Below are 22,864 nucleotides of genomic sequence, written 5' to 3' on the forward strand. Positions count from 1 at the left end.
CGTGAGAAATCCGCTGCGCGACCCACAGGATCGCCGGCTGCCGAGAATCCCGGAGCCCTGCGCTCTGGTGATCTTCGGCGTCACCGGCGACCTGTCCCGTAAGAAGCTGATCCCCGCGGTCTACGACCTGGCCAACCGTGGCCTGCTCCCGCCCGGTTTCGTGGTGCTCGGCTTCGCCCGGCGCGACTGGGGCGACGGCGACTTCGAGTCGCTGGCGTACGAGGCGGCCAAGAAGGGCGCCCGCACCCCGTGGCGGGAGGACGTCTGGGCCCGGCTGGCGGAGAACATCAAGTTCGTGGCCGGCTCGTTCGACGACGACGCCGCGTTCGACACGCTGGCCTCCTCGCTGGACGAGCTGCGCGCCACGCACGGTATCGCCGGCAACGCCGCGTTCTACTTCTCGATCCCGCCGGTCGCTTTTCCCATCGTGCTCAAGCAGCTGGCCCGCACCGGCATGGCCGACAACGGCAAGTCCGGCGGCTGGCGGCGCGTGGTGGTGGAGAAGCCGTTCGGCTACGACCTGGAGACGGCCAAGGAGCTCAACCGGCTGGTCGACTCCGTCTTCACCGCGGACGACGTGTTCCGCATCGACCACTACCTCGGCAAGGAGACCGTCCAGAACATCCTGGCGCTCCGCTTCGCGAACTCGCTGTTCGAGCCGGTGTGGAACTCGAAGTACGTCGACCACGTGCAGATCACCATGGCCGAGGACGTCGGCATCGGCACCCGTGCCGGGTTCTACGACGGTGCCGGCGCCGCCCGTGACGTGCTGCAGAACCACCTGCTCCAGCTCATGGCGATGTTCGCGATGGAGGAGCCGACCAGCTTCGACCCGTCCGAGATCCGGGCCGAGAAGCTGAAGGTACTCAAGGCGATCACCGTGCCGAAGGACATCCAGGCCGACACGGTACGAGGTCAGTACCTCCAGGGCTGGGTCGCGGGCGAGCGCGCGGTCGGCTACCTGGAGGAGAAGAACATCCCGGCCGAGTCGAGGACCGAGACGTACGTCGCGGTCAAACTCGCCATCCAGAACCGCCGCTGGGCCGGTGTCCCGTTCTACGTGCGCTGCGGCAAGCGGCTCCCGCGCCGGGTCACCGAGATCGCGATCGTCTTCAAGAAGGCGCCGCACCTGCCGTTCGACCCGGCCGACGTGGAGATGCTCGGCCACAACCAGCTGGTCGTGCGCGTCCAGCCGGACGAGGGCATGGTGCTCAAGTTCGGCTCCAAGGTGCCGGGCACCACGATGGAGGTCCGCGACATCGCGATGGACTTCCAGTACGGCGAGGCGTTCACCGAGTCCAGCCCGGAGGCGTACGAGCGGCTGGTCCTGGACGTGCTGGTCGGCGACCGGACGCTGTTCCCGGACGCGGCCGAGGTGGAGCAGAGCTGGCAGGTGATCGACCCGCTCGAGGAGGCGTGGGCGGGCACCACGCCCGAGCCGTACCGGGCCGGCGAGTGGGGACCGCGCGCCGCCGACGAACTGCTGGCCCGTGAGGGCCGGAGCTGGAGGCGAGCATGATCGGCCTGTGGGACACGACCGGCAACGAGGTCGTGAAGGCGCTCGCCGCGGAACGGCGCAGCGCCGGCGGCGTGGCCAGCGGCCTCGCGCTCACCCTGATCGCGGTGGTGGACGAGAAGCGGGTCCGGGAGGCGGAGGCCGCGGCCACGATCGCGGCCTCCGCGCACCCGTGCCGCCTGCTGATCGTGGTCCGCTCCGACGTGGAGAGCCAGCGCAGCCGGCTGGACGCGGAGATCGTGGTGGGCGGCCGGCTCGGCCCGGCCGAGGCCGCGGTGCTGCGCATGTACGGCCGGCTCGCGCTGCACGCCGAGTCCGTGGTGATGCCGCTGCTGGCGCCGGACGTGCCGGTGGTCTCCTGGTGGCACAGCGAGCCGCCGGAGCAGATCGCGAACGACTTCCTCGGCGTGGTAGCGGACCGGCGGATCACCGACTCCGCGCAGGCCCCCGACCCGGTTGCCGCGCTCAAGCAGCGGGCCAAGGACTACGCGCCCGGTGACACCGACCTCACCTGGACCCGGATCACGCTCTGGCGCACGCTCGTGGCCAGCGCGTTCGACACCACGTCCGAGCAGGTCGTCGGCGCCACCATCGTGGCGCCGGAGAAGGACCCGACCGCCGCGCTGATGGGCGGCTGGCTCGCCGCCCGCCTGGGCATCGTGCCGGTCCTGGAGCCGACCACCGAGCACCCGCGCATGCGCTCGGTCGAGCTGCAGTGCGCCAACGGCGACTGCATCAAGGTCACCCGCGACGAGAACACCGCGCTGTTCAGCCGCACCGGCCAGGCCGACCGCGAGATGCCGCTGGTCCGCCGCCCGGTCGGCGACGAACTGGCCGAGGAACTGCGCCGCCTCGACCCGGACCAGGTCTACTCCGAGGCACTCGGCGCGCTCGCCGGCCTGCCGCACCTGGAGAGCCGCCCCGCGCACCGCGTGCACGTCTGGAAGGACCCGGCGCTCGCGCACTGACCGTGTCCCCGTGGTCCGCTCGCGATTCGCCTCGCGGGCGGACCCTTCCATCTCTTCGTGAAGGTGCCCTACCGATGACAGAACCGACCGTGATCGTCCACGCGGACGCGGACATCCAGACCCAGGCCGTCGCGGCCCGTCTGATCGTCAAGATCATTGACACGCAGGCCGCCCGCGGCACCGCCGGCATCGTCCTCACCGGCGGCCGTGGCGCCGCCAAGATCTACCGGGCGATCGCGTCCTCCCCCGCCGCCACCGCCATCGACTGGTCCCGCGTCGACCTGTGGTGGGGCGACGAGCGTTTCCTGCCGCTCGGCCACGCCGACCGCAACGAGACCCAGGCCCGCGAGGCACTGCTCGACGCGCTGCCGCTCGACCCGAAGCGCATCCACCCGATGCCCCCGTCCGACGGCCCGGACGGCGACGACGCCACGGCCGCGGCCGCCCGCTACGCCGCCGAGTGGACCGCCGCCACCCCGCACATCGACGTCATCCTGCTCGGCGTCGGCGAGGACGGCCACGTCGCCTCCCTCTTCCCCGGCCACCCCGGCCTGACCGAGACCGGCATCGCCGCCGGCATCCAGAACAGCCCGAAGCCGCCACCCACCCGCATCACGCTCACGCTCCCCACGATCAACGCCGCCGACGAGGTCTGGCTCATCGTCACCGGCGCCGACAAGGCCGACCCGGTCGCGGCCGCGATCCGCGGCGGCTCTGACCTGCCGTGTGCCCAGGTCCACGGCACCTCCCGCACCCTCTGGCTGATCGACAAGGCAGCCGCCGCGGGCCGATAGCGACCCGGTCCGCGAACGTCTCCCTCACAGACGGTCGCGGACCACGACCCTTTCTTCCCACTTCCGGCGTGGTGCTGCCCGCATGCTCCCGCGGGCCACGGTCGTCGCTGGCGCTCCTCCCTGCCGGTCCCGCGTCGCCCCACACCGCTTCCGTGGGGCTTTCCCAACGAGTTCGTCAGTGCGGCGGGTGTGGCCGGTCGATCGGGTAGGCCCGTGACGTACCGGTGGGCAGTGTGGTGTCCGAGTAGCGCACGAGACGCACATCAGCCGTGGTCAGGGAGATCCGGGTCGGCGGGGAAGCGGCCAGCTCGTTCCTGATCGCGGTCTCGGCGACGGTGACGTGCGCGGGGGCGCTGCCGCCGGGTGTCCGGCCGACGACGAGATAGCAGTCCGGGTCGGTGTCGCCAGGGCATAGGTGGTAGCGGTGCCGGAAGCCGAACGCCTGGCAGGAGCGCCGCAGGTCGTCGAGCGCAGGTGTCGGCTCTCCGCTGCGGCCGTCGACCGGCCAGCCGATCAGCACCACGTTCGCGTCACTGACCAGGAAGGATCGTTCGTGAAGGCCACGGTCGCGGCTGCTGATCGGATACTCACGGTCAGCGAAGCCACCGAACTGGACGCTCATTCCGGGCCGGTGCAGCGCGGCGGTCAGGTGGCGTAGGAGCAGCGGAAGATCCGCGGCGCGGGCCGGGTCTTCCAGGCCGAGGAGCGTGGCGTGGACCTCGGGCATCGGCCGGGGACGGAAACCCGGGAGGTGCGACGCGGCCAGCCCCTGCACTCGGGCGATCAGCGTCTCCAAGGGTTTCGGCTTCGGCCCGTAGAACGCCACGATCGTCGAATTCTGCACGCTGATCAGCGTATTTCGAGGCGACAGCCGGAATCGGTCGATAGATCAGCGGATATCCCGGCCCGGGGCCGCCCCCATACGCTGCGCGCATGACCAGCGCCGAACCTTCCCTGCTGCTGGCCGTCGGCTCGCTCATCCTCGGCCTGGCGGCCTCGGTCCTCTGGACGCTCACGCGCTATCTGATCATTGCTGCGCACGAGGGTGGGCATGCGCTCTTCGGGTCGGTCACCGGCGGCGAAGTGGAAAGCATGCGATTGAATCCGGACAGCTCCGGACTCACCGTCACCATCAACGGGAATGCCTTCCTGACCTCGGTATCCGGCTATCTGGGGCCATCCTTGTTCGGGCTTGTCGGGGCCACGATGCTGGCGCACGGGCTGAGCCCGGACGCGGTGCTGTGGACGTGCGTCGTCCTACTGATCATCACCTTCGTGCAGATGCGCAACTTCTTCGGATTCTTCATCGTCGGGCTCTACGGCACGCTGTTCTTTCTCCTCGCACGCCATGGCTCCCCCGGCGTGCGAGCGCTCTCCGCGTACACCCTGGTGTGGTTCTTGCTTCTCGGCGGCGTGATCCACACGGCGCTCAGCAATCTGAAGGCCGGGGACTCCACCAACCTACGGAAGATGACCATGATCCCGGCCGGCTTCTGGGGCGCCTTCTGGTGGCTGGCCACGCTGGCCGCGCTGGTCTACGGTGCCGGCGTGCTGCTCGGGTTCATCGATCCGGTGTTCCAGCGCGCGCCCGGGTGACCACCTCCTCGGTGGAGAGTGGGCTGGCCGGGTGGTGGGTGAGGCAGAGCGGGGTGCGGAGCTTGCGGGGAGCGGAGCCCTCCGCGGCCAGGTAGAACTCGCCGCTGGTGAGGCGGGCGATGTCCGGGACGTCGCCGCCCTTGGCCTTGGCCATCTCGCGGGCCGTGTCCATCTGGATGGGGCTGTTCAGGCGGCCGTAGAGCTGCGTCGCGGAGTTGCCGGGGATCTGGTTGTGCAGCCCTTTCGGGGACTGGGTGGCGAAGATCAGGCCGAGGCCGTACTTGCGGGCCTGGGACACCAGCGCGAGCGTGCTGCGGGTGCACGGCGTCATGGCGGTGGACGGTGCGAGGTTCTGCGCCTCGTCCATGATGAGCAGGCCGCCGAGCGGGCGGTCGCCGGCCGGGTTGCGCTTGATCCAGGCGAACAGCGCCATCTGCAGCTGGTTGACGAAGCTCTGCCGCATCTCGTCGCTGCCCAGGCCGACCATGCTGATCACCGACACCCGCGCGCGCTTGCCCGGCGGCGGTGTGAGCAGCATGCCCGGGTCCATCGCGGTGCCGGCGCCGCCGAACAGCGGATCGTTGTACTTCGCCGCGGTCAGGGACTGCGCCAGGCCGTTCGCGATCTTCGCGGAGTCGTCCAGCTCGATGATGTCCTCGGGGAAGTCGGTGAGCGTGTCGATCAGCCCCTGCAGCCGGTTGCCGCCCTGCCGCCCGTAGTGCTCGACCGCCTTGCGCAGCACGGCCAGCTGCAGGTTCGACTTCGCGCCGCGCCCGCTCAGCGCGCGCGGCGCCAGCGACGCGACCGCGGACTCGACCGCCTCGTTGAACTCGTCGCGATCGTCGCGGACACCCGCGAAGTCCGGCAGCGCCTGGAACACCAGCGGCCGGCCGCCGTCCCGGCGCGGGGTCCAGATCACCACATCGGTGTACGCGAGGTAGTCGGCCGCCTTGGCTGCGTCGCCGGGCTCCCACGCGGCCGGTTCTTCCGGCCAGGCGTCCCCGAGGCGGGCCAGGTCGTTGTTGACGTCCAGCACGATCGAGGACACGCCGTGCAGCGCGCACTCCTCCACGATCCGCCGGATCAGCACGGTCTTGCCCGACCCCGAACCCGCGAAGATCGACATGTGCTTCCGGAGCGCCTCCAGCCGCAGCGGCACCGCGGCGCCGGTGACGTGGTCGTGCCCGATCACGAACTCGGACACCGCGGCCCGGGTGTCCGGCGGGCCACCGGTCTCCTCGACCGACTGGCGCGGGATCCGGCCGACGACCGGTGTCCGGCGCCGCTCCGCGCCGCCGGAACTGGCATGACCGGGGCGGCCAGCCGGTGGCACGGTGGCGGACGTCTCGGCCGCTCGCACCACGGTCACCCGGCCGCCGTCGCCCACCGGCGCCTCGGACCGGGCGGCCGGCCCGGCATATGCCGCCGGCCCCACCTCGGCGCGGCCCGCCGGCCCGGCCTCGGCCACAGCTCCGGCCAGCGTGGCCGCGGTCCGCGACGCGGCCGTGGCCGGTGCTCCGGAGACGGCGGTCTGGTCCGCCGGGAGCCAGGCGTCCACGTCCGCGAGCGCCTCCTTGAAGACGGCGATGCTGCGGGTCGGGCGGCGGGCGGCCAGCCACGCGCGCAGGTCGGCGGACGGGTCCTGGAGCAGCATGCGCAGCGCGAAGAGGATGCGCAGGTCCTCGTCGTCCAGCGGCAGCCGGGTGCCGTTGTCGCTCTCGAACGCGGCCACCGCCTCCCGCATCTTCGGCCCGCCGGTCAGCCCGGTGTTCCGCAGCACGAACAACTTCCGCTTCGGCACCCGGTGGTCCAGCCCGGCGGCCATGCACGCCTTGCGCAGCCGGGACAGCGCCGCGTTGCCGTGGTGGCCGTCGCTGATCGCCCGGAACGACCAGTGCACCTGGTCCTCCCGGTCCTCGTCGACGATCAGGCGGAGCCGCGCGTGCAGCGACGGGCGTGAGCTGGGCGGCGGGTCCAGCCGGAACCGCTCGCCCGCGGCGCCCCGCTCCGAGATCCAGGCGGTCAGCCCGGCCGTGAGCAGCGACGGGATCTCCGCGTCCTCACGTGCGCCGGTCAGTGGCCCGACCACGTCCGCAACCCGCTTGAACTCGACGAAACGCGCGTCGAACCGATCCAGATCGCCGGTCGCGACCGCCGGCACCGGCACCTCGACGCGGGACGTCGTGCCCTCGCCGAGCCGGGTCAGCTCGCGGACCTCACCGGACAGCAAACACGCCCGTACGTGCGCGTCGATCTCGATCAGCAGCTGCCGCGGCGTGAAGTCGCCGACCTCGGCGAACGCGGTCTCGCTGACCGGCCAGGTCGGGTACGGCGGGCGGAAGCCGATCTCCTCGAACCGCACCGCGAACCGCTTCTCAACGATCTGCCGGCCCAGGTTGTTGTCCTTGATCGTGCTGAGGATCGGGGAGAGCCGGAACCGGTCGTGCACCGACGCCGTCGCGCGCTTCTCGATCAGCGTCCAGGTCGCCGGGATGCACGAGATCACGGTCAGCGTACGGCTGGTGATCTCGCGCAGCGTCATCAGCCCGCCCGCGACCTCCTCCAGCGCGACCAGCTCGGCCGGATCGGACGACTCCCCGCCGGCGGTCCGCCCGGCGTACTGCGCGATCAGGGTGTCGATCTGGTCGACCGCGATCACCGTGGGGCCGGTCAGCGCCAGCAGCCGGGACAGCTCCCGGACGATCTCCTGCGACGTCTTCGGCAGCCGGCGCATGCCCCAGGCGGTCCGCTCCCCGGGCGCACCCTCGTCGAGCAGCGCGAAGTAGCTGTCCGCCAGGTCCTGGTGCGCCACGTCGCCGGAGGCGCTGAGCGCGAGCGCCCGCGCGGTGTCCTGGCTGTACCGCCCGACGTAGGGGTCGTAGGCGGTGAGCCCCTGGATGAACGCGTCCAGCGTCTCGCGGGTCAGCTCGGTGTCGCCCATGAACGCGCGACGGGCCAGCCGGGGTGCGCCGACCTTCGACGAGATCCGGCGCAGCAGCAGGTGCAGCTGGGTCTCGCTGCCCGGGATCGGCCGGGCGAGACCGTCCAGCATGGAGGTCAGCACGCTGTCCCAGAAACCCTTGGAGTCGAGCAGGCTGACCAGGAAGAAGTATCCGCCGATCTGCTGCGTGTGCTGCCGGACGAAGCCGAGCAGGTGGGTCTTGCCGGAGCCGGGCGGCCCTTGCAGCGCCACCCCGATCGGGCTGCGGTCCGTGCTCCGGTCCGCGTCGGCGATGCCCTCCACCACGGTCTGTACGACCGCCGGATGCAACCCGTCGACGTGGAAACGCGACGGGCGCCAGACGTCGTCCGGCACCCGCGCCCAGTCGAAACTGAGCGCCTGCAGGGCGGCCCGCTCCTCCTCGGTCATCACACTCCGATCGCCAGCAGGTGCTTGTCCTGGCCACCGGTCCGGATCGCCGCGTCGACCTCCGCCGCGGTCAGCGACTTCTGGTTGTCCTCCGGTGCCAGGTGGACGTCGTCCTCGCGGCTGAGTTGCCTGAGCGCCGCGTCGAGATCCGCGCGCGGCACGTCGGCGAAGTGCGGCCGCAGGCTGGCCAGGCTCACCCAGGCACCGGCCCGGCTCGCCAGCGACCCGTAGACACCGCGGATCCGCTCCCCGAGATCGTCCTTCACCACCGGCTCCACCTCGGCCTCGACCCGCTGCGCGGGGACGATCGAGCTCTGCGAGAGCGCCTCGCCGAACGTGGTGAACTGGGTCTTCGGCAGCACCCGGTCGCGCATGGCCGCGTGGAACGCGGACAGCGCCGCACCCAGCACCCGTGGCGTGGACCGGGGGAAGTGCAGGTCCTCCTCCATGAGCGCCCAGCCCTTGTCGCCGAGCGCGTGCACGAACGTGCGGCCCTCCTTGCGGCTCTCCAGATAGCCGAGCCGGTTGAGCTTGTCCCGGCTCGGCTTCTTCAGCTCGCCGTACTTCTCGGTCAGCTCGGTATTGGAGATCTCCCGCATCTCGGACATGAGGAGAAGCAGCAGCGCGTTCTCGCTCGCGGTGAGACTGTCGGCCATGATCATCGCCCTCTCGAATGTTCGTGTCGCCGTTGGTGGATCAGGATGCCGATCTGGCGGACGACCGCCTCGACGTCGTGACGTACCCGCGCGTTGGTGAACCTCAGAACGGCGAAGCCGTCGAGCTGGAGACGCACGTCGCGCTGCCGGTCCTCCTCGAAGCGGTCCGCCCGGCAGTGTTCCGGCCCGTCGATCTCCACGACGCAGCGCTCGTCCCGCCACAGCAGATCGAGCCGCACCGGGCTGTCCAGCACACGCGACCGGTAGGTCTGGTTCCACGCCCGCCCGGTCGCCCACGGCTGCCGGGCCAGCGCCGCCTCCAGCGCGACCTCGCACGAGCTGCGCGGATGCGGCCGTCCCGCGGCCGGCTGTGTGCCCGCGAGCGGCGTCTCCGGCACGGCCGGCGGCGCGGCGACGCTCAGGCGGTCGATCGTGGTCAGTGGTGCGCCGCACAGCCAGACGCCGGTGCCGGCCCGGTCCGCGAGCCATTCCGCCCCGGCCGCGACCGTGCGTTCGCCGTCCGCGCTCAGCCCGTCCGGCACCCGGACGAGCAGCACCAGCCGTGTCCGCCCGAGACCGTCCGCCACCGCGCGGGCCAGGCCCCGGGCCCGGATCTCAGGGGCAAAACGACGCCGCGACGGTACGCCGGAGAGCGCGCTCGCGGCCAGGTCGGCGAGAAACGGTCCGAAGTGGGCGGTACGGGTCGCCCGCTCGGCAGCGAGCGCCCGGACCGCGGCCAGCCCGGCGCCGCCCGGGGCGTCGATGTGTTCCGCCTCCGGCAGCCAGGCCGGGAAGAGCTCGATCGCGGCCGTCTCCAGGTCGTCGAGGACCGCCCGCACGAAGTCGGCCACCCGACCGGCCGTGCGGACCCGGTGGCTGAGCACGGCGGGTGACTCCGGGCCACCGCGCGCGGTGAGCAGCGCTATCCGGTCCGGGTCGCCGCGGTGCAGCTGGACGACCCGGTCGGCCGGCGGCATCACGGCGTACCCGCCGCGGGGGTGCCGTCCGCGTTGATGCCGAACGCGCGAAGCAGGTGCAGCGTCTCCGGCGAGGTCTCCTCGCGCGCCGTGAGCAGCGCGAGGTAGCGGTCCACCGCACCGGGCGTGCCCGCGTTGACCTCGTCCAGCAGGGCGTCCGCGACGCCGAGGTCGAAGAGCAGCGTGGTGAGCGTGCGCGCCGCGCTCTCGTCGCCCGCGTCGACCCTGGCCCGCAGCTCCTCGATCTGGCGGGCGGCCGCGTCCCGGCCGGGGGTTCCACCGGCCGTCATCCCGCCGTAGCGCCGGATCGCGGCCGCGTCGCCACGCTCGGCGCGCGCCTTCAGCTCGTCGATCCGGCCGTGCAGTGCGAGAAGGTCGGCCAGCTGCTCCCCGGCGTAGTCGTCGCCACGGTCGGCGCGCTGTCGGAGCCCGTCCAGCTGCCCGCGCTCGGCGAGCAGGTCGACGAGTGCCTCGGCCGCCGTGCGGTCACCGGCGTCCGCGCATTCGCGCAGCATGTCGGCGTCGCCCCAGTCGGCTAGCAGTTCGTCGAGCGCGGTGGCCGCGGTGGGCTGCACCGGAATCCTCGGGCGGATCGCGTCGGCACGGCGGGTGAGGTTCAGCAGCTTCTCGTACCGGTCGCGAAGGTCCTGGGTGGGGTTCTCCGCGAGCCGCGGGAAGAGTGCCATCCGCGCGTCGTGCAGGCGGTCCTGCCGCACCAGCAGGTCGGCGAGGTCGAGGGCGGCCAGGTCGTTGCGCTCGGGCAGCCGGAGCAGCGCGGCCTCGGCGTACCGGTAGCGCATGCGCACCTGCGCACTGACCGAGAGCCGGCGCAGATCGTCCGGGTTGGTGACGTGCGTCAGCAGCGCGTCCCAGAGGCTGGCCGGTGGGCAGGCCGTACGGTGCACGCCGGCGATGTGCTGGGCGAGGAAGTCCGCGATCACGTACCCGTCGAGGGATCCGGCCTTCCGGGCGTGCGGGGCGAGCACGGTGACGCCGCCGCCGAGTTCGTCGGTGAGGTACGGCAGCGCGCGGTCCAGCCACTGCTCGGGCGGGGTGGCCCGGTCCACGGGGCTGAGGTACCCCTCCATCGCCTCGCGTAACAGGATCTCCGGCAGTGGTGAGCCGACGCCGAGGCGGCGGGCGTCCGCGGCCGCGCTGATCACCGCGCGGACGAACGGGCTCGGCGCGTGCACCCAGCTCTCCAGCAGGGCGGACGCGCCGACCAGGGCGCGCGGCAGGCCGGCCGCGCCACCGGTCGCGAGCGCGACGCGAAGCCGCTCGTCCTGCTCGGCCAGGGCCGCCGCCGCTGCCCGCTCACCCGCGGTGAACTCCGCGTCCACCGGGATCCGGCACGCCCGTTTGAGCAGCTCCCGGTCGGCAGCGTACTTGTCGAACCCGTCCGGGCGGCGCAGCGGTGAGCGTGCGTTGTAGTGCTCCGACCACATCGTGCCGACCACGATCATGCCGGTTCGGGTCAGGCCGTCCAGGATCGCCCGGTTGAGCGGCGGGTCGGCCCCGAGAAAGTTCTGCAGCTCGTCGAGCCAGACCACGGTGCGCTCGGTGGGTTCCCGGTACGCGCGGATCACGTCCCGGGTGTCGGCCGGATGCAGCAGCCACCAGTCCGGCACAACATTGAGAATGGCTTCGTAGAGCGATCGCGTCTTCCCGGTCGACGAGTCACCGACCAGCAGTACGAAACAGCCCTCGTCCGCGCCCTTGGCGATCATCTCGCGGAGATCGTCGTCAAAGTGCCGGCTCACATAGGCCGGGAGATCGTCCTTGGAATCGCCGGCCCGAATCGACGCGTGGATGCCGAGCGCATGCGGCGACGCGTCCCGGCATCGCCCGGCGCCCGCGGGGCCGGCACCGGCCCGCACGTCCAGCCGGCGCCACACCTCGCGCACCTGGCTGCGCTGGCCGTCCGGCAGGGACCAGGCACGGAGCAGGCCCTCCAGCAGCGCTTTCCGGATCGGACGGCGCCCGATCAGCGCGTCGCTGACGGCGCCGCGGTCGAGCTCGTGGCCGTCCGTACCGGACTCGGCCGCCTCCAGGTCGGACAGGCTCATGCCGGTCGCCTGGTGGATCAGACTCAGGTACAGCGCGAAATCGGCCCAGTTCCCGATCTCGAACGGATCGTCGGCGAAGGCGGCGGACGTCAGCGTGCTCAACCCCTCCGTCGCGGGCTGCCAATATTCCGGCACAGCCTAAGAGAACGCATGCGGCGGACACCATAGGCGACGCGGGGTGCAACCGATCGGGTGTGGAGACCGCGCCGATCGGCCAATGCGTTCCGGGTGAACGTCGACCGTCCACGTCGCACTCCAGTGGGAGTTCCGTTTCCGGCGAATCGCATTCCGTGCCGGATACGGCAAATATCGGCGCGACCGCGGCGGCACCGGCGCGACTCGCGTTGGCACGGCGGGAACGGTGCGGGATCCGGCCGGTGCTCGGGGGCCAAAGGGCCCTCGATCGAGACCCTCCGGCCCTGATCCACGGCCCGCCCGACGAGACATGCTGATCATGCAGCCGCGGCCGGAGCCACCGGCCGGGAGCCCGAGGGAGAAGCGCGATGTACGTCAGCAGCCAGTCCACCGTTCTCGCACCGGCCCGCCTGCGCGGCGGCTTCGGCGCCTACCGGGGCACGACCAGCGGCACCCGCCGCCACCAGCTGCCCCGGCCCCCGCGCCAGCGCACGTCTCCCGGTAGCGCGATCACCGAGAGCGCGGCCACCGGCGCCCCGGCCACCCGGGTCGAGGACGCGGACCGGGGAGCCGCCACCATCGCGACCGGCGCCACGGCCCCGGCGAGGACGCGGACCGGCACCGCGGCGGTCACCGGCGATGACCCGATTCCCGGCACGCCGGCCCGGGCCGAGGCCGACACCGGCTGGTTCGTCCACCCCTTCGTCGACTGACCCCACAGACCTGTCTCAGCACCCCGGAACCTGAGTGGTCAGCCGGATCCCACCGGCCGGTCCGGAGCCGCAGCCGACCCGCCCCCTCCCGCGAAACGGCTGATCACTCAGGCTTCCCACCGCCCGTACAATGTACGGTATGACGTACACACCCACGAACGACGACGTCGACGGTCTGCTCGCCTGGTTCGCCCGGTACGACGCGCACACGCGCGACAACGACACCGAGGCCATGGCCGACATGGCGCTCTTCCCGCTGATGGTGATGACCGACGATTCGGCCGGTGAGTGCGTCGGCCAGGTCTGGGACCGGCCGACGTTCATCGCGGCGATGAGCATGGCCGGTGCGGACTCCGCCACGGTCGAGTTCGACAACCACCGCAGCCCGACGTTCCTCGACGCCGACCTGGCCGTCGTCACCACGGACTCCACGATGACCATCGACGGCGAGACCACACGCACCCGCTACGTCGACGTCATGGCCAAGCAGAACGGCGAGTGGCGCTTCAAGAGCATGATCCAGTCCGGCTGGGGCGACATGCTGAAGCAGCATCTGGGTGCATAGCGATGCGGGGGTGCTCACCGCACGTGGTGAGCACCCCCGCAGCTACGACGAAACCGACGCCAGACCCGGCTGCCGCCCCCGAAGGTCTCTAACGCTCGCCGCGTCGCGCCCGCACCGCCGCCAGCGCCTCCGCCAGGATCGCCTCGCCGTCCTCAGGGGAGCGGCGCTCCTTCACGTAGGCGAGATGCGTCTTGTACGGCTCCGGCCGGGCCGGGCCGGGCGGGTTGTCGCGGTCGCGGCCGGCGGGCTGACCGCAGCGGGGGCAGTCCCAGGCCTCCGGCGCCGGGGCGTCGGCCGCGAGCCGCAGCTCGGTCGTGTGGCCGTTGCCGCACCAGTAGGTGACGGGGACGCGCGGGGCCGGTTCGCTTCTCTCGGTAGGGCGCATGGGGCTGGAGCCCACGCGGGTGCCCCGGATAGCGCTGCCGTTCGGCACGATTCGCTCCTGTCCGTTGGGGGTTCGGTGGAAGCGGGGGAAGCAAACAAAAACTCTGCGCCCGGCCCCGAGGACGGGGACCAAGCGCAGAGTGTACGACTACGGGTGCCGCTCAGGCACCGTCGACGGCGAGTTTCAGCCAGAAGCCGAGCCCGACGATGCAGGCGAACCACACGATTCCGACCAGAACGGTGTAGCGGTCGAGATTCTTCTCCGCCACGGACGATCCGGCCAGGCTGGAGGTGACGCCGCCGCCGAACATGCTCGACATGCCGCCGCCCTTGCCCCGGTGAAGCAGGATGAGCATGGTCAGGATGGCACTCGTGATGATCAGCAACACGATCAACGTGTAGGCGAACCACATCGGCATGATCGGGTCGTTCCTCTCTTGGGCAGGGCCGTCGCCAAGGATAGCGGGCGGTCGAAGTCACAGTCACGCGGGGCACGCGGAAGGGGGCCCGGTAAAGAGCCCCCTTCGTGCGGAACGCGTCAGCGAGCGACGTGCTCCGGGAAACGCACGATCTGCACGAACTGCTCGGCGTCGATGCTCGCACCGCCAACCAGCGCGCCGTCCACGTCCGGCTGGGCCATGATCTGGGCGACGTTGTTGCCCTTGACCGAGCCGCCGTAGAGCACGCGAACCTTGTCCGCGGTCTCCTGGCCGTACTTCTTGGCGAGGCGGGCGCGGATGTCGCCGCACACCTCCTGCGCGTCCTCCGGCGTCGCGGTCTTGCCGGTGCCGATCGCCCAGACCGGCTCGTACGCGATCACGATCTTCTCGACCTCGGCGGCGGTGAACCCGTCGAGACCGGCCTCGAGCTGGTCGGCGCAGTGGGCGATGTGCCCACCGGCCTCGCGGACGTCCAGGCCCTCGCCGATGCACAGGATCGGCGTGAGCTCGTTCGCCAGCGCGGCCTTGGCCTTCGCGTTGACCAGCGCGTCCGACTCGTTGTGGTACTCGCGGCGCTCGGAGTGCCCGACCACCACGTAGGAGCAGCCGAGCTTCGCGAGCATCGCGCCCGAGATCTCGCCGGTGTAGGCACCCGACTTGTGCGCCGAGATGTCCTGCGCGCCGTAGCCGATCAGCAGCTTGTCACCGTCGACCGCGGTCTGCACCGTGCGGATGTCGGTGAACGGCGGGAGGACCACGGTCTCCACGTCGGTCAGCTGCTTCTCGGTGAGACCCGCGGCCAGCTTCTGGACGAGAAGGTTCGCCTCGAAGTGGTTGAGGTTCATCTTCCAGTTGCCGGCCATCAGCGGCCGGCGCGACGAGGTCGCCATCACTTCTCCAAAGCCTCGATACCGGGGAGGGTCTTGCCCTCGAGGTACTCCAGCGAGGCACCGCCACCGGTGGAGATGTGGCCGAACGCGGACTCGTCCAGGCCGAGCGTACGCACGGCCGCGGCCGAGTCGCCGCCGCCGACCACGGTGAAGCCGTCGACCTTGGTGATGGCCTCCGCGACGCCCCGGGTGCCGGCCGCGAACGGCGCCAGCTCGAAGACGCCCATCGGGCCGTTCCAGAACACGGTCTTGGCACTGCTCACCGCGTCCGCGAAGAGCTTCACCGACTCCGGGCCGATGTCGAGGCCCAGGCGGTCGGCGGGAATCCCGTCCGCGGGAACGACGTCGTGCGGGGCGTCAGCCGAGAACTCGGTCGCCGCCACCACGTCGACCGGCAGGACGATCCGGTCGCCGCCGCGCGCCAGGAGATCGGCGCACGTGGAGATCATCTCTTCCTGGAGCAGCGACTTCCCGACCTCGTGGCCCTGGGCCTTGAGGAACGTGAAGCACATGCCGCCGCCGATGAGCAGCTTGTCCACCTTGGGCAGCAGCGCCTCGATCACGGCCAGCTTGTCGCTGACCTTCGAACCGCCGAGCACCACGACGTACGGCTTCTCCGGCGCGGAGACCTTCTTCAGCACCTCGACCTCGCGGCCGACCAGGCCACCGGCGTAATGCGGGAGCAGGGCCGGCACGTCGTAGACGCTGGCGTGCTTGCGGTGCACCGCACCGAAGCCGTCGCCCACGTAGACATCCGCGAACGCGGCGAGCTTGGCCGCGAAGGCCTCCCGCTCCGCCGCGTCCTTGCTGGTCTCGCCCGCGTTGAAGCGCAGGTTCTCGAGCAGCAGGACGTGACCGTCCTCCAGCGCGGCGACCGCGGTCTCGGCGCCGGGGCCGACCGTGTCCTCCGCGTAGACCACGGCGGATCCGAGCAGCTCACGGAGCCGGTCGGCGACCGGCGCGAGCGTGAACGCCGGGTCCGGCGCACCCTTCGGGCGGCCGAGGTGAGACATGACGATGACGCGGGCACCCGCGTCACGGAGCGCCACGATCGTCGGCAGCACCGCGCGGATGCGGCCGTCGTCGGTGATGACGCGCGGGTCGGAGCCCTTCTCGAACGGGACGTTCAGGTCGGCGCGCACGAGCACGCGCCGACCCGAGACACCCTCGCCGAGCAGGTCGTCGAGAGTCTTCACAGATTGAGTCCCTTACAGGGAGGCGCCGACGTACTTGACCAGGTCGACGAGGCGGTTGGAGTAGCCCCACTCGTTGTCGTACCAGCCGACGACCTTGACCTGCGTGCCACCGATGACCTTGGTCAGCGGCGCGTCGAAGATGCAGGACGACGGGTCGGTGACGATGTCGGCCGACACGATCGGGTCCTCGGAGTAGGTGAGGTAGCCCTTGAGCGCACCCTCGGCGGCGGCCTTGACCGCGGCGTTGATCTCCTCGACCGAGGTCTCGCGGGACGCGACGAACGACAGGTCGGTGGCGGAGCCGGTCGGGATCGGCACGCGGATCGCGAAGCCGTCCAGCTTGCCCTTCAGCTCCGGCAGGACCAGGCCGATCGCCTTGGCGGCACCGGTCGAGGTCGGGACCATGTTCAGCGCGGCGGCGCGGGCACGGCGGAGGTCGCTGTGCGGACCGTCCTGCAGGTTCTGGTCCTGGGTGTACGCGTGGATCGTGGTCATCAGACCGTGCTCGATGCCGATCGCGTCGTTGATCGCCTTGGCCATCGGGGCGAGGCAGTTCGTGGTGCAGGACGCGTTCGAGATCACGGTGTGCGACGCCGGGTCGTACTTGTCGTGGTTCACGCCCATGACGACCGTGACGTCCTCGTTCTTCGCCGGAGCGGAGATGATGACCTTCTTGGCGCCGGCCTCGACGTGCGCCTTGGCCTTGGTGGCGTCGGTGAAGAAGCCGGTCGACTCGATCACGATGTCGGCGCCGACGGCGTCCCACGCGAGCTTGCTCGGGTCGCGCTCGGCGGACGCGCGGAACGTGTTGCCACCGACGGTGATCTCGGTGTCGGTCGCCTTGACCTCCTGGCCGATGCGGCCCAGGATGCTGTCGTACTTCAGCAGGTGGGCAAGCGTCTTGTTGTCGGTCAGGTCGTTGACCCCGACGATCTGCACGTCGGCACCGGACGCGAGCACCGCCCGGAAGAAGTTACGGCCGATCCGGCCGAAGCCGTTGATACCAACCCGGATGGTCACAGGTCCGTCTCCTCGCGATCTGGCCCGCCGTGGGTTTACTCGGCGGACTCACATGCCGACCGTTTTCCGCAGCCGGCCGCCAATTGGTCGTACCGGATTAGCCCCGCCGCGGTTGCGCAAGAGACCCGAACCACGACGAGGGGTGAACCGGTTGCCGGCCCCGTCGCCGTACGCTGCGAACACTATCTGAGTTGTTGCAGCGCCGTTGCGGCGGGGCTAAGGATCCCATCCTGTCCGGTTGCACCGCGGCTCACCAGGGCACTTCGGCCCCCTCCGGCGGATTTCAAAGATCACGAAAACCATCAGAGGGTACGGCCGGCGGCCGTACCCTCTGTGTTCTCCGAGCTAACAGGCGAGCATCTCCGGAGTGACCGCGGCTTCCGTGTCCGGTATTCCCAGATCGCGTGCCCGCTTGTCGGCGAGCGCGAGCAGGCGGCGGATGCGGCCGGCGATCGCGTCCTTGGTCAGCGGCGGATCGGCGAGCGCTCCGAGCTCCTCCAGCGACGCCTGCCGGTGCTGCAACCGCAGGTGACCGGCGGAGGTCAGGTGGTTCGGCGCGTCCTCGGAGAGGATCTCCAGTGCACGGGTGACCCGGGCGGCGGCCGCGACCGCGGCCCGCGCGGACCGGCGCAGGTTCGCGTCGTCGAAGTTCGCCAGCCGGTTCGCGGTGGCCCGGACCTCGCGGCGGACCCGGCGCTCCTCCCAGGACAGCACGCTGGAGTGCGCGCCGATCCGGGTGAGCAGCGCGGCGATCGCGTCGCCGTCCTTGACCACCACCCGGTCCACGCCGCGCACCTCGCGCTGCTTGGCCGTTATCCCGATCCGCCGGGCCGCGCCGACCAGCGCCAGCGCCGACTCCGGGCCGGGGCAGGTGATCTCCAGCGCGCAGGAGCGGCCGGGCTCGGTCAGCGAGCCGTGCGCCATGAACGCGCCGCGCCAGGCCGCGACCGCGCAGCACGCGTTGCCGGAGATCACGTGGTGCGGCAGCCCGCGCACCGGCCAGCCGCGCACGTCGAGCAGGCCGGTCTGCCGGGCCAGCGCCTCGCCGTCCTTGACCACCCGGACTATGAAGTGGCTGCCCTTGCGCAGGCCACCGGAGGCGAGCACGTGCGTCTCGCTGGAGTAGCCGTACACCTCGGCGATCTCCCGCCGGAGGCGGCGGGCCGCGACGCCGGTGTCGAGCTCGGCCTCCACGACCACCCGGCCGGACACGATGTGCAACCCGCCCGAGAAGCGCAGGAGCGCGGTCATCTCGGCCCGCCGGCAGCACGGCTTCGCCACTTCCACGCGGCTCAGCTCGTCCTTGACGGCCGCAGTCATCGCCATATCGTCGTCACCTCGTGCACGCAATCCTTGAGTTGAATGTCTCGGCTCGCCTCGCCCATGGCTTAACGATCGACTTCCAGCACCGGCACCAGCGCGGTGCCGAGTGTGACCGGATCATGCCGCGGGCTGCCGTCCGGCACCGCGACGGGTGCCAGCACCAGCCGGGCACCCAGCGATTCTGCCGCACCCGCGACCGGTTCGGGGTCACCGACCGCCGCGGGATCCGCGAGAACCACGTCCGCGGTCAGGCCCGGCAGGTACCAGGCGAGCGCGGCCAGGTGATCGGCGACGGAGAGCCCGAACGTCTCCTTCTCCGCCGCAAGGTTGAGCAGCACCAGCCGCCGGGCCGGGCTGGCCAGGATCGCGGCGGCCAGCTCCGGCACCAGCAGGTGCGGGATGACACTGGTGTACCAGCTGCCGGGCCCGAAGATCAGCCAGTCCGCCTCGGCCACGGCGGCGAGCGCCTCCGGGCAGGCGGGCGGATCCTTGGGCAGCAGCCGGACCTGCTGCACGGTGCCGCGGGTCACCGCAACCTCGTGCTGGCCGTGCACGGTGCTGATCTCCTCGGGCCGGTCCGGGTCGGCGCCGCGCACGTCCGCCTCCAGCTGCACGCCCTGCTTCGACATCGGCAGCACCCGGCCCTGCGCGCGGACCAGGCCGGCCGCGTGGTCGAGCGCGGCTATCGGGTCGCCGAGCAGCTCCATCAGGCCGCAGAGCAGCAGGTTGCCGACCGCGTGGCCGGTGAGCGGGTCCTCGGCGCCGAAGCCGGCCGCGGTGAACCGGTGCTGGAGCAGCGCGGCGGTACGGGCCGACGTCTCGTCCTCCGCGGACAGCGCGGCGAGCGCCTGGCGCAGGTCGCCGGGCGGGAGGATGCCCCGCTCCGCGCGCAGCCGGCCGCTCGACCCGCCGTTGTCACCCACGGTGACCACCGCGGTCAGCTCGAGGTCCAGCTGGGGGCGGATCCCCCGCAGCGCGCGCAGCGACGCCCCCAGACCGTGTCCCCCGCCGAATGCGACGACCTTCAAGCTCATTCCCGTCCCAGGTCGCGGTGGTGGGCGGTGGCGGAGAGGCGGGCCTCGCGGAGGCGGCTGGCGAGCTCCTCGGTGATCGCGACGCTGCGGTGTTTGCCGCCGGTGCAGCCGATCGCCACGGTCAGGTAGCGCTTGCCCTCGCGCTCGAAGCCGGACGCGGTCGCGGCGATCAGCGACGCGTACGACCCGACGAAGTCGAGCGCGCCGTCCTGACCCAGCACGTACGAGCTGACCGACTCGTCGCGGCCGGTGAACTCGCGCAGCTCCGGCACCCAGTACGGGTTGGGCAGGAACCGGGCGTCGAGCACGAAGTCCGCGTCCGGCGGCAGCCCGTACTTGAAGCCGAACGACAGCACGGTCACCCGCAGCCGGCGCGCGTCCTCGCCGCCGAACAGCTCCTCGACCCGGCGGCGCAGCTGGTTGACGTTCAGGTGGCTGGTGTCGATGATGACGTCGGCCTGGTCGCGGGCCTCCTCGAGCAGCTTCCGCTCGGCCGCGATGCCCTCCTCCAGCCGGCCCTCGCCCTGCAGCGGGTGCGAGCGGCGGACGCTCTCGAAGCGGCGGATCAGCACCTCGTCGTCCGCGTCCACGAACACCACGCGCGGGTGGAAGCCCTTGTCGCGCAGCGCCTGGATCGCACCGGCCAGGTCGGTGGAGAACGCGCGACTGCGCACGTCCAGCACCATCGCGGTCTGCCGGGTCGCACCGCCACCGGCCGCGAACGCCAGCTCGGCCATCTCGACCATGAGGGCCTGTGGCAGGTTGTCCACGACGTAGAAGCCGACGTTCTCCAGTGCCCGGGCCACGGTGCTGCGGCCGCCGCCGGAGACACCGGTGACCACGACGAGGCTGATCTCCTCGCGGGACGACGAGTCGCCCTCCGGTCGCTGCTCGCCGTGCCGGTCGAACCGGTCGGTCACTGTCTCCTCCGGTCGCTCGTCGTCGCGCCGCTCGGTCACGACGGCCCCCTCAAGGTCGAAAGTCTGTCGGCCGCCAATCCTAGAGTTCGGGTGTGGCGGGCCGTGCGCCTGCGTCGGACTCAACATCCCCGGTGGATGCGCTGTTCCCCGGCATATCGGCCGTCTCCGGGGCGGCGGAGCCGGCCGGCTTTTCACCCGTCAGGGCGGTCAGGATGGCCTCGGCCGTGCGCGGCCCGATGCCGGGGACCTCGGCGATCTCCGCGGGTGTGGCCGCGGCCAGCTTCTTCACCGAGCCGAACCGGCGCAGCAACGCCTTGCGGCGCACCTCGCCGAGGCCGGGCACGTCGTCCAGCGCGGAGACCGTCATCCGCTTGGAACGACGCTGCCGGTGGAATGTGATGGCGAACCGGTGCGCCTCGTCGCGGACGCGCTGCAGCAGGTAGAGCGCCTCGGAGTTGCGCGGCAGGATGACCGGGAACTCGTCGTCCGGCAGCCACACCTCCTCCAGCCGCTTGGCCAGGCCGCACAGCGCGACGTCGGTGACGCCCATCTCGGCCATCACCGCGGCCACGGCCGCGACCTGCGGGGCACCGCCGTCCACCACGATCAGGTTCGGCGGGTACGCGAAGCGCCGTGGCCGGCCGGTGGTCGGGTCGATGCCGGGCAGCTCAGCCGGGACCGGTTCGCCGCGCGCGGTCAGCTCCTCGCTCAGCGCCGCGCCGCGGCCCGAGTCCGGCTCACCGCCCGAGGTGAGCGCGCCGTCCGCGCCGACCTCCTCGTTCGCGACCGGCTCGCCGCCCGCCACCTCGTCGCCCGCCTCAAGCCAGCCGCCGGACCGTACCGTGTCGGCCTGGTCCTTGGCCTGCGCGTTCTCCGACTTGAGCCGGGCGAAGCGGCGGCGCATCACCTCGGACATCGCGGACAGGTCGTCCATGCCGCCGCCGTGCCGGTCGCCGCGCACGATGAACCGCCGGTACTCCCCCTTGCGGGGCAGCCCGTCCTCGAAGACGACCATGCTGGCGACCACGTCGGTGCCCTGGATCTGGGAGACGTCGAAGCACTCGATGCGCAGCGGCGCGGTGTCCATGCCGAGCGCGTCCGCGATCTCCTCCAGCGCCTTGCTGCGCGTGGTCAGGTCGCCGGAGCGCTTCAGCTTGTGCCGGGTCAGCGACTCGGCCGCGTTGCGCGCGACCGTCTCCATCAGCGCCTTCTTGTCGCCGCGCTGCGGGATGCGGATCTGCACGCGGCTGCCGCGGTGGTCGGAGAGCCAGTCGGCGAGCGCGTCCGCGTCGTCCGGCAGCGCCGGGACCAGCAGCTCGCGCGGCACGTCGGTCTCGCCGTGCTCGGTGCCGTAGACCTGGGTGCAGAAGTGGTGCACGAGGTCGCCGAGGGACAGCTCCTCGTTCTTCTCCACCACCCAGCCGCGCTGGCCCCGGATCCGCCCGTCGCGCACGTGGAAGACCTGGACCGCGGCTTCGAGCGGGTCGTCGGCGAACGCCACCACGTCCGCGTCGGTGCCGTCGCCGAGCACCACGGCCTGCTTCTCCAGCGCGCGGCGCAGCGCCGCTATGTCGTCCCGCAGGCGCGCGGCGAGCTCGAAGTTGAGCTCGTCGGACGCGGCCATCATCTCCCGCTCCAGCTTCTTGACCATGGTGTCGGTCTTGCCGGCCATGAAGTCGCAGAAGTCGAGCACGATGTCGCGATGCTGCTCCATGCTGACCTGGCCGGTGCACGGCGCGGAGCACTTGCCGATGTAGCCCAGCAGGCACGGGCGGCCGACCTGGGCCGCGCGCTTGAACACGCCGGCCGAGCAGGTGCGTGCCGGGAAGACGCGAAGCAGCAGGTCGAGCGTCTCGCGGATGGCCCACGCGTGCGAGTACGGCCCGAAGTAGCGCACGCCCTTGCGCTTGGCGCCGCGCATCACCTGGAGGCGCGGATAGTCCTCGTCCAGCGTGACGGCGAGGAAAGGGTATGACTTGTCGTCCCGGTACTTCACGTTGAAGCGTGGGTCGAACTGCTTGATCCAGGTGAACTCCAGCTGGAGCGCCTCGACCTCGCTGCCGACGGTCACCCAGTCGACCGAGCCGGCCGTGGTGACCATCTGCTGGGTGCGCGGGTGCAGCGTGAACGTGTCGGCGAAATACGAATTCAGCCGGCTGCGCAGGCTCTTCGCCTTGCCGACGTAGATCACCCGGCCGGTCGGGTCACGGAACCGGTAGACGCCGGGGGACTCGGGGATGGTCCCGGGCGCGGGGCGATAGGTCGACGGATCGGGCACTCACCCAGCCTAATCCGGGGGTG

At 71.4% G+C, this 22,864-nt stretch carries 20 protein-coding genes; 6 read left to right on the forward strand and 14 right to left on the reverse strand.

What is annotated here, in order from left to right; all coding sequences use genetic code 11:
• Position 1: 1 nt before the first annotated feature.
• The 3 genes from zwf to pgl all read left to right on the forward strand — a co-directional run bounded on the left by zwf (position 2) and on the right by pgl (position 3,278).
• Entirely contained in the window at positions 2-1,519 is a 1,518-nt protein-coding gene (zwf, locus tag J2S42_RS11570; protein WP_307238418.1) for a glucose-6-phosphate dehydrogenase, read from the forward strand.
• Complete coding sequence (locus J2S42_RS11575) at positions 1,516-2,484, forward strand: glucose-6-phosphate dehydrogenase assembly protein OpcA (protein ID WP_307238420.1); 969 nt, start codon at positions 1,516-1,518, stop codon at positions 2,482-2,484. Before zwf ends, J2S42_RS11575 begins: the two co-directional genes overlap by 4 nt.
• 74 nt (positions 2,485-2,558) lie before the next feature.
• Positions 2,559-3,278, forward strand: a complete 720-nt coding sequence (gene pgl, locus J2S42_RS11580) for a 6-phosphogluconolactonase (protein WP_307238421.1) — start codon at positions 2,559-2,561, stop codon at positions 3,276-3,278.
• A gap of 175 nt (positions 3,279-3,453) precedes the next feature.
• Here the strand turns inward: pgl and J2S42_RS11585 are convergent, their stop codons facing one another.
• Entirely contained in the window at positions 3,454-4,122 is a 669-nt protein-coding gene (locus tag J2S42_RS11585; RefSeq protein ID WP_307238423.1) for a hypothetical protein, read from the reverse strand.
• Between the two features lie 89 nt (positions 4,123-4,211).
• Here J2S42_RS11585 and J2S42_RS11590 point away from each other — a divergent pair, with 89 nt between their 5' ends.
• Positions 4,212-4,874, forward strand: coding sequence for a M50 family metallopeptidase (locus tag J2S42_RS11590; RefSeq protein WP_307238425.1), 663 nt, complete (start codon positions 4,212-4,214; stop codon positions 4,872-4,874).
• Here the strand turns inward: J2S42_RS11590 and J2S42_RS11595 are convergent.
• Genes J2S42_RS11595 through J2S42_RS11610 form a run of 4 tightly spaced genes read right to left on the reverse strand, consistent with a single transcriptional unit; the run spans position 4,840 to position 12,045 of the window.
• On the reverse strand, positions 4,840-8,244 hold the full coding sequence (locus J2S42_RS11595) for a helicase HerA domain-containing protein (protein WP_307238427.1): 3,405 nt from the start codon (positions 8,242-8,244) through the stop codon (positions 4,840-4,842). The genes J2S42_RS11590 and J2S42_RS11595 overlap by 35 nt on opposite strands.
• Entirely contained in the window at positions 8,244-8,900 is a 657-nt protein-coding gene (locus tag J2S42_RS11600) for a hypothetical protein (RefSeq protein ID WP_307238429.1), read from the reverse strand. The genes J2S42_RS11595 and J2S42_RS11600 overlap by 1 nt, the downstream gene beginning before the upstream one ends.
• A gap of 2 nt (positions 8,901-8,902) precedes the next feature.
• On the reverse strand, positions 8,903-9,877 hold the full coding sequence (locus J2S42_RS11605; protein WP_307238431.1) for a DUF559 domain-containing protein: 975 nt from the start codon (positions 9,875-9,877) through the stop codon (positions 8,903-8,905).
• Positions 9,877-12,045, reverse strand: coding sequence for a hypothetical protein (locus tag J2S42_RS11610; protein WP_307238433.1), 2,169 nt, complete (start codon positions 12,043-12,045; stop codon positions 9,877-9,879). The genes J2S42_RS11605 and J2S42_RS11610 overlap by 1 nt, the downstream gene beginning before the upstream one ends.
• A 401-nt stretch (positions 12,046-12,446) precedes the next feature.
• Between J2S42_RS11610 and J2S42_RS11615 the strand changes: the two genes are divergently transcribed.
• Positions 12,447-12,791 carry a hypothetical protein gene (locus J2S42_RS11615; protein ID WP_307238435.1) on the forward strand — a complete coding sequence of 115 codons (345 nt, stop codon included), beginning with the start codon at positions 12,447-12,449 and terminating at the stop codon, positions 12,789-12,791.
• Positions 12,792-12,930: 139 nt separating this feature from the next.
• A complete protein-coding gene (locus J2S42_RS11620; protein WP_307238437.1) occupies positions 12,931-13,356 on the forward strand; it encodes a nuclear transport factor 2 family protein in 426 nt (141 codons plus the stop codon).
• A gap of 88 nt (positions 13,357-13,444) precedes the next feature.
• Here J2S42_RS11620 and J2S42_RS11625 read toward each other — a convergent pair whose 3' ends face one another.
• The 9 genes from J2S42_RS11625 to uvrC all read right to left on the reverse strand — a co-directional run bounded on the left by J2S42_RS11625 (position 13,445) and on the right by uvrC (position 22,841).
• Positions 13,445-13,789 (reverse strand): RNA polymerase-binding protein RbpA, encoded by a 345-nt coding sequence (locus J2S42_RS11625; protein WP_307238439.1) that lies wholly within the window; start codon positions 13,787-13,789, stop codon positions 13,445-13,447.
• Positions 13,790-13,901: 112 nt separating this feature from the next.
• Positions 13,902-14,159 (reverse strand): preprotein translocase subunit SecG, encoded by a 258-nt coding sequence (secG, locus tag J2S42_RS11630; protein WP_306839178.1) that lies wholly within the window; start codon positions 14,157-14,159, stop codon positions 13,902-13,904.
• Between the two features lie 119 nt (positions 14,160-14,278).
• Positions 14,279-15,070 (reverse strand): triose-phosphate isomerase, encoded by a 792-nt coding sequence (gene tpiA, locus J2S42_RS11635; protein WP_307238441.1) that lies wholly within the window; start codon positions 15,068-15,070, stop codon positions 14,279-14,281.
• The gene (locus J2S42_RS11640) at positions 15,070-16,266 is read right to left on the reverse strand and encodes a phosphoglycerate kinase (protein ID WP_307238443.1); all 1,197 of its coding nucleotides are present in this window, start codon (positions 16,264-16,266) and stop codon (positions 15,070-15,072) included. The genes tpiA and J2S42_RS11640 overlap by 1 nt, the downstream gene beginning before the upstream one ends.
• Positions 16,267-16,278: 12 nt before the next feature.
• The gene (gap, locus tag J2S42_RS11645; protein ID WP_307238445.1) at positions 16,279-17,286 is read right to left on the reverse strand and encodes a type I glyceraldehyde-3-phosphate dehydrogenase; all 1,008 of its coding nucleotides are present in this window, start codon (positions 17,284-17,286) and stop codon (positions 16,279-16,281) included.
• Positions 17,287-17,631: 345 nt separating this feature from the next.
• A complete protein-coding gene (gene whiA / locus J2S42_RS11650) occupies positions 17,632-18,612 on the reverse strand; it encodes a DNA-binding protein WhiA (protein ID WP_306827023.1) in 981 nt (326 codons plus the stop codon).
• Positions 18,613-18,674: 62 nt separating this feature from the next.
• Positions 18,675-19,643: a gluconeogenesis factor YvcK family protein gene (locus J2S42_RS11655; RefSeq protein ID WP_307238447.1), complete on the reverse strand. Its 969-nt coding sequence runs from the start codon at positions 19,641-19,643 to the stop codon at positions 18,675-18,677.
• Complete coding sequence (rapZ, locus tag J2S42_RS11660; protein WP_307248705.1) at positions 19,640-20,497, reverse strand: RNase adapter RapZ; 858 nt, start codon at positions 20,495-20,497, stop codon at positions 19,640-19,642. Before rapZ ends, J2S42_RS11655 begins: the two co-directional genes overlap by 4 nt.
• 145 nt (positions 20,498-20,642) lie before the next feature.
• A complete protein-coding gene (gene uvrC, locus J2S42_RS11665) occupies positions 20,643-22,841 on the reverse strand; it encodes an excinuclease ABC subunit UvrC (RefSeq protein WP_307238449.1) in 2,199 nt (732 codons plus the stop codon).
• Positions 22,842-22,864 lie beyond the last annotated feature (23 nt).

This window comes from Catenuloplanes indicus, assembly GCF_030813715.1.
GTDB lineage: Bacteria > Actinomycetota > Actinomycetes > Mycobacteriales > Micromonosporaceae > Catenuloplanes > Catenuloplanes indicus.

Bases quoted from the DNA above. Each gene is read 5' to 3' on its own strand.
- J2S42_RS11575 (WP_307238420.1), top strand. From the start codon at position 1,516: ATGATCGGCCTGTGGGACACGACCGGCAACGAGGTCGTGAAGGCGCTC.
- whiA (WP_306827023.1), bottom strand. From the start codon at position 18,612: ATGGCGATGACTGCGGCCGTCAAGGACGAGCTGAGCCGCGTGGAAGTG.
- J2S42_RS11590 (WP_307238425.1), top strand. From the start codon at position 4,212: ATGACCAGCGCCGAACCTTCCCTGCTGCTGGCCGTCGGCTCGCTCATC.
- J2S42_RS11605 (WP_307238431.1), bottom strand. From the start codon at position 9,877: ATGCCGCCGGCCGACCGGGTCGTCCAGCTGCACCGCGGCGACCCGGAC.
- J2S42_RS11600 (WP_307238429.1), bottom strand. From the start codon at position 8,900: ATGGCCGACAGTCTCACCGCGAGCGAGAACGCGCTGCTGCTTCTCCTC.
- J2S42_RS11615 (WP_307238435.1), top strand. From the start codon at position 12,447: ATGTACGTCAGCAGCCAGTCCACCGTTCTCGCACCGGCCCGCCTGCGC.
- J2S42_RS11655 (WP_307238447.1), bottom strand. From the start codon at position 19,643: ATGAGCTTGAAGGTCGTCGCATTCGGCGGGGGACACGGTCTGGGGGCG.
- secG (WP_306839178.1), bottom strand. From the start codon at position 14,159: ATGCCGATGTGGTTCGCCTACACGTTGATCGTGTTGCTGATCATCACG.
- J2S42_RS11595 (WP_307238427.1), bottom strand. From the start codon at position 8,244: ATGACCGAGGAGGAGCGGGCCGCCCTGCAGGCGCTCAGTTTCGACTGG.
- tpiA (WP_307238441.1), bottom strand. From the start codon at position 15,070: ATGGCGACCTCGTCGCGCCGGCCGCTGATGGCCGGCAACTGGAAGATG.
- J2S42_RS11620 (WP_307238437.1), top strand. From the start codon at position 12,931: ATGACGTACACACCCACGAACGACGACGTCGACGGTCTGCTCGCCTGG.
- pgl (WP_307238421.1), top strand. From the start codon at position 2,559: ATGACAGAACCGACCGTGATCGTCCACGCGGACGCGGACATCCAGACC.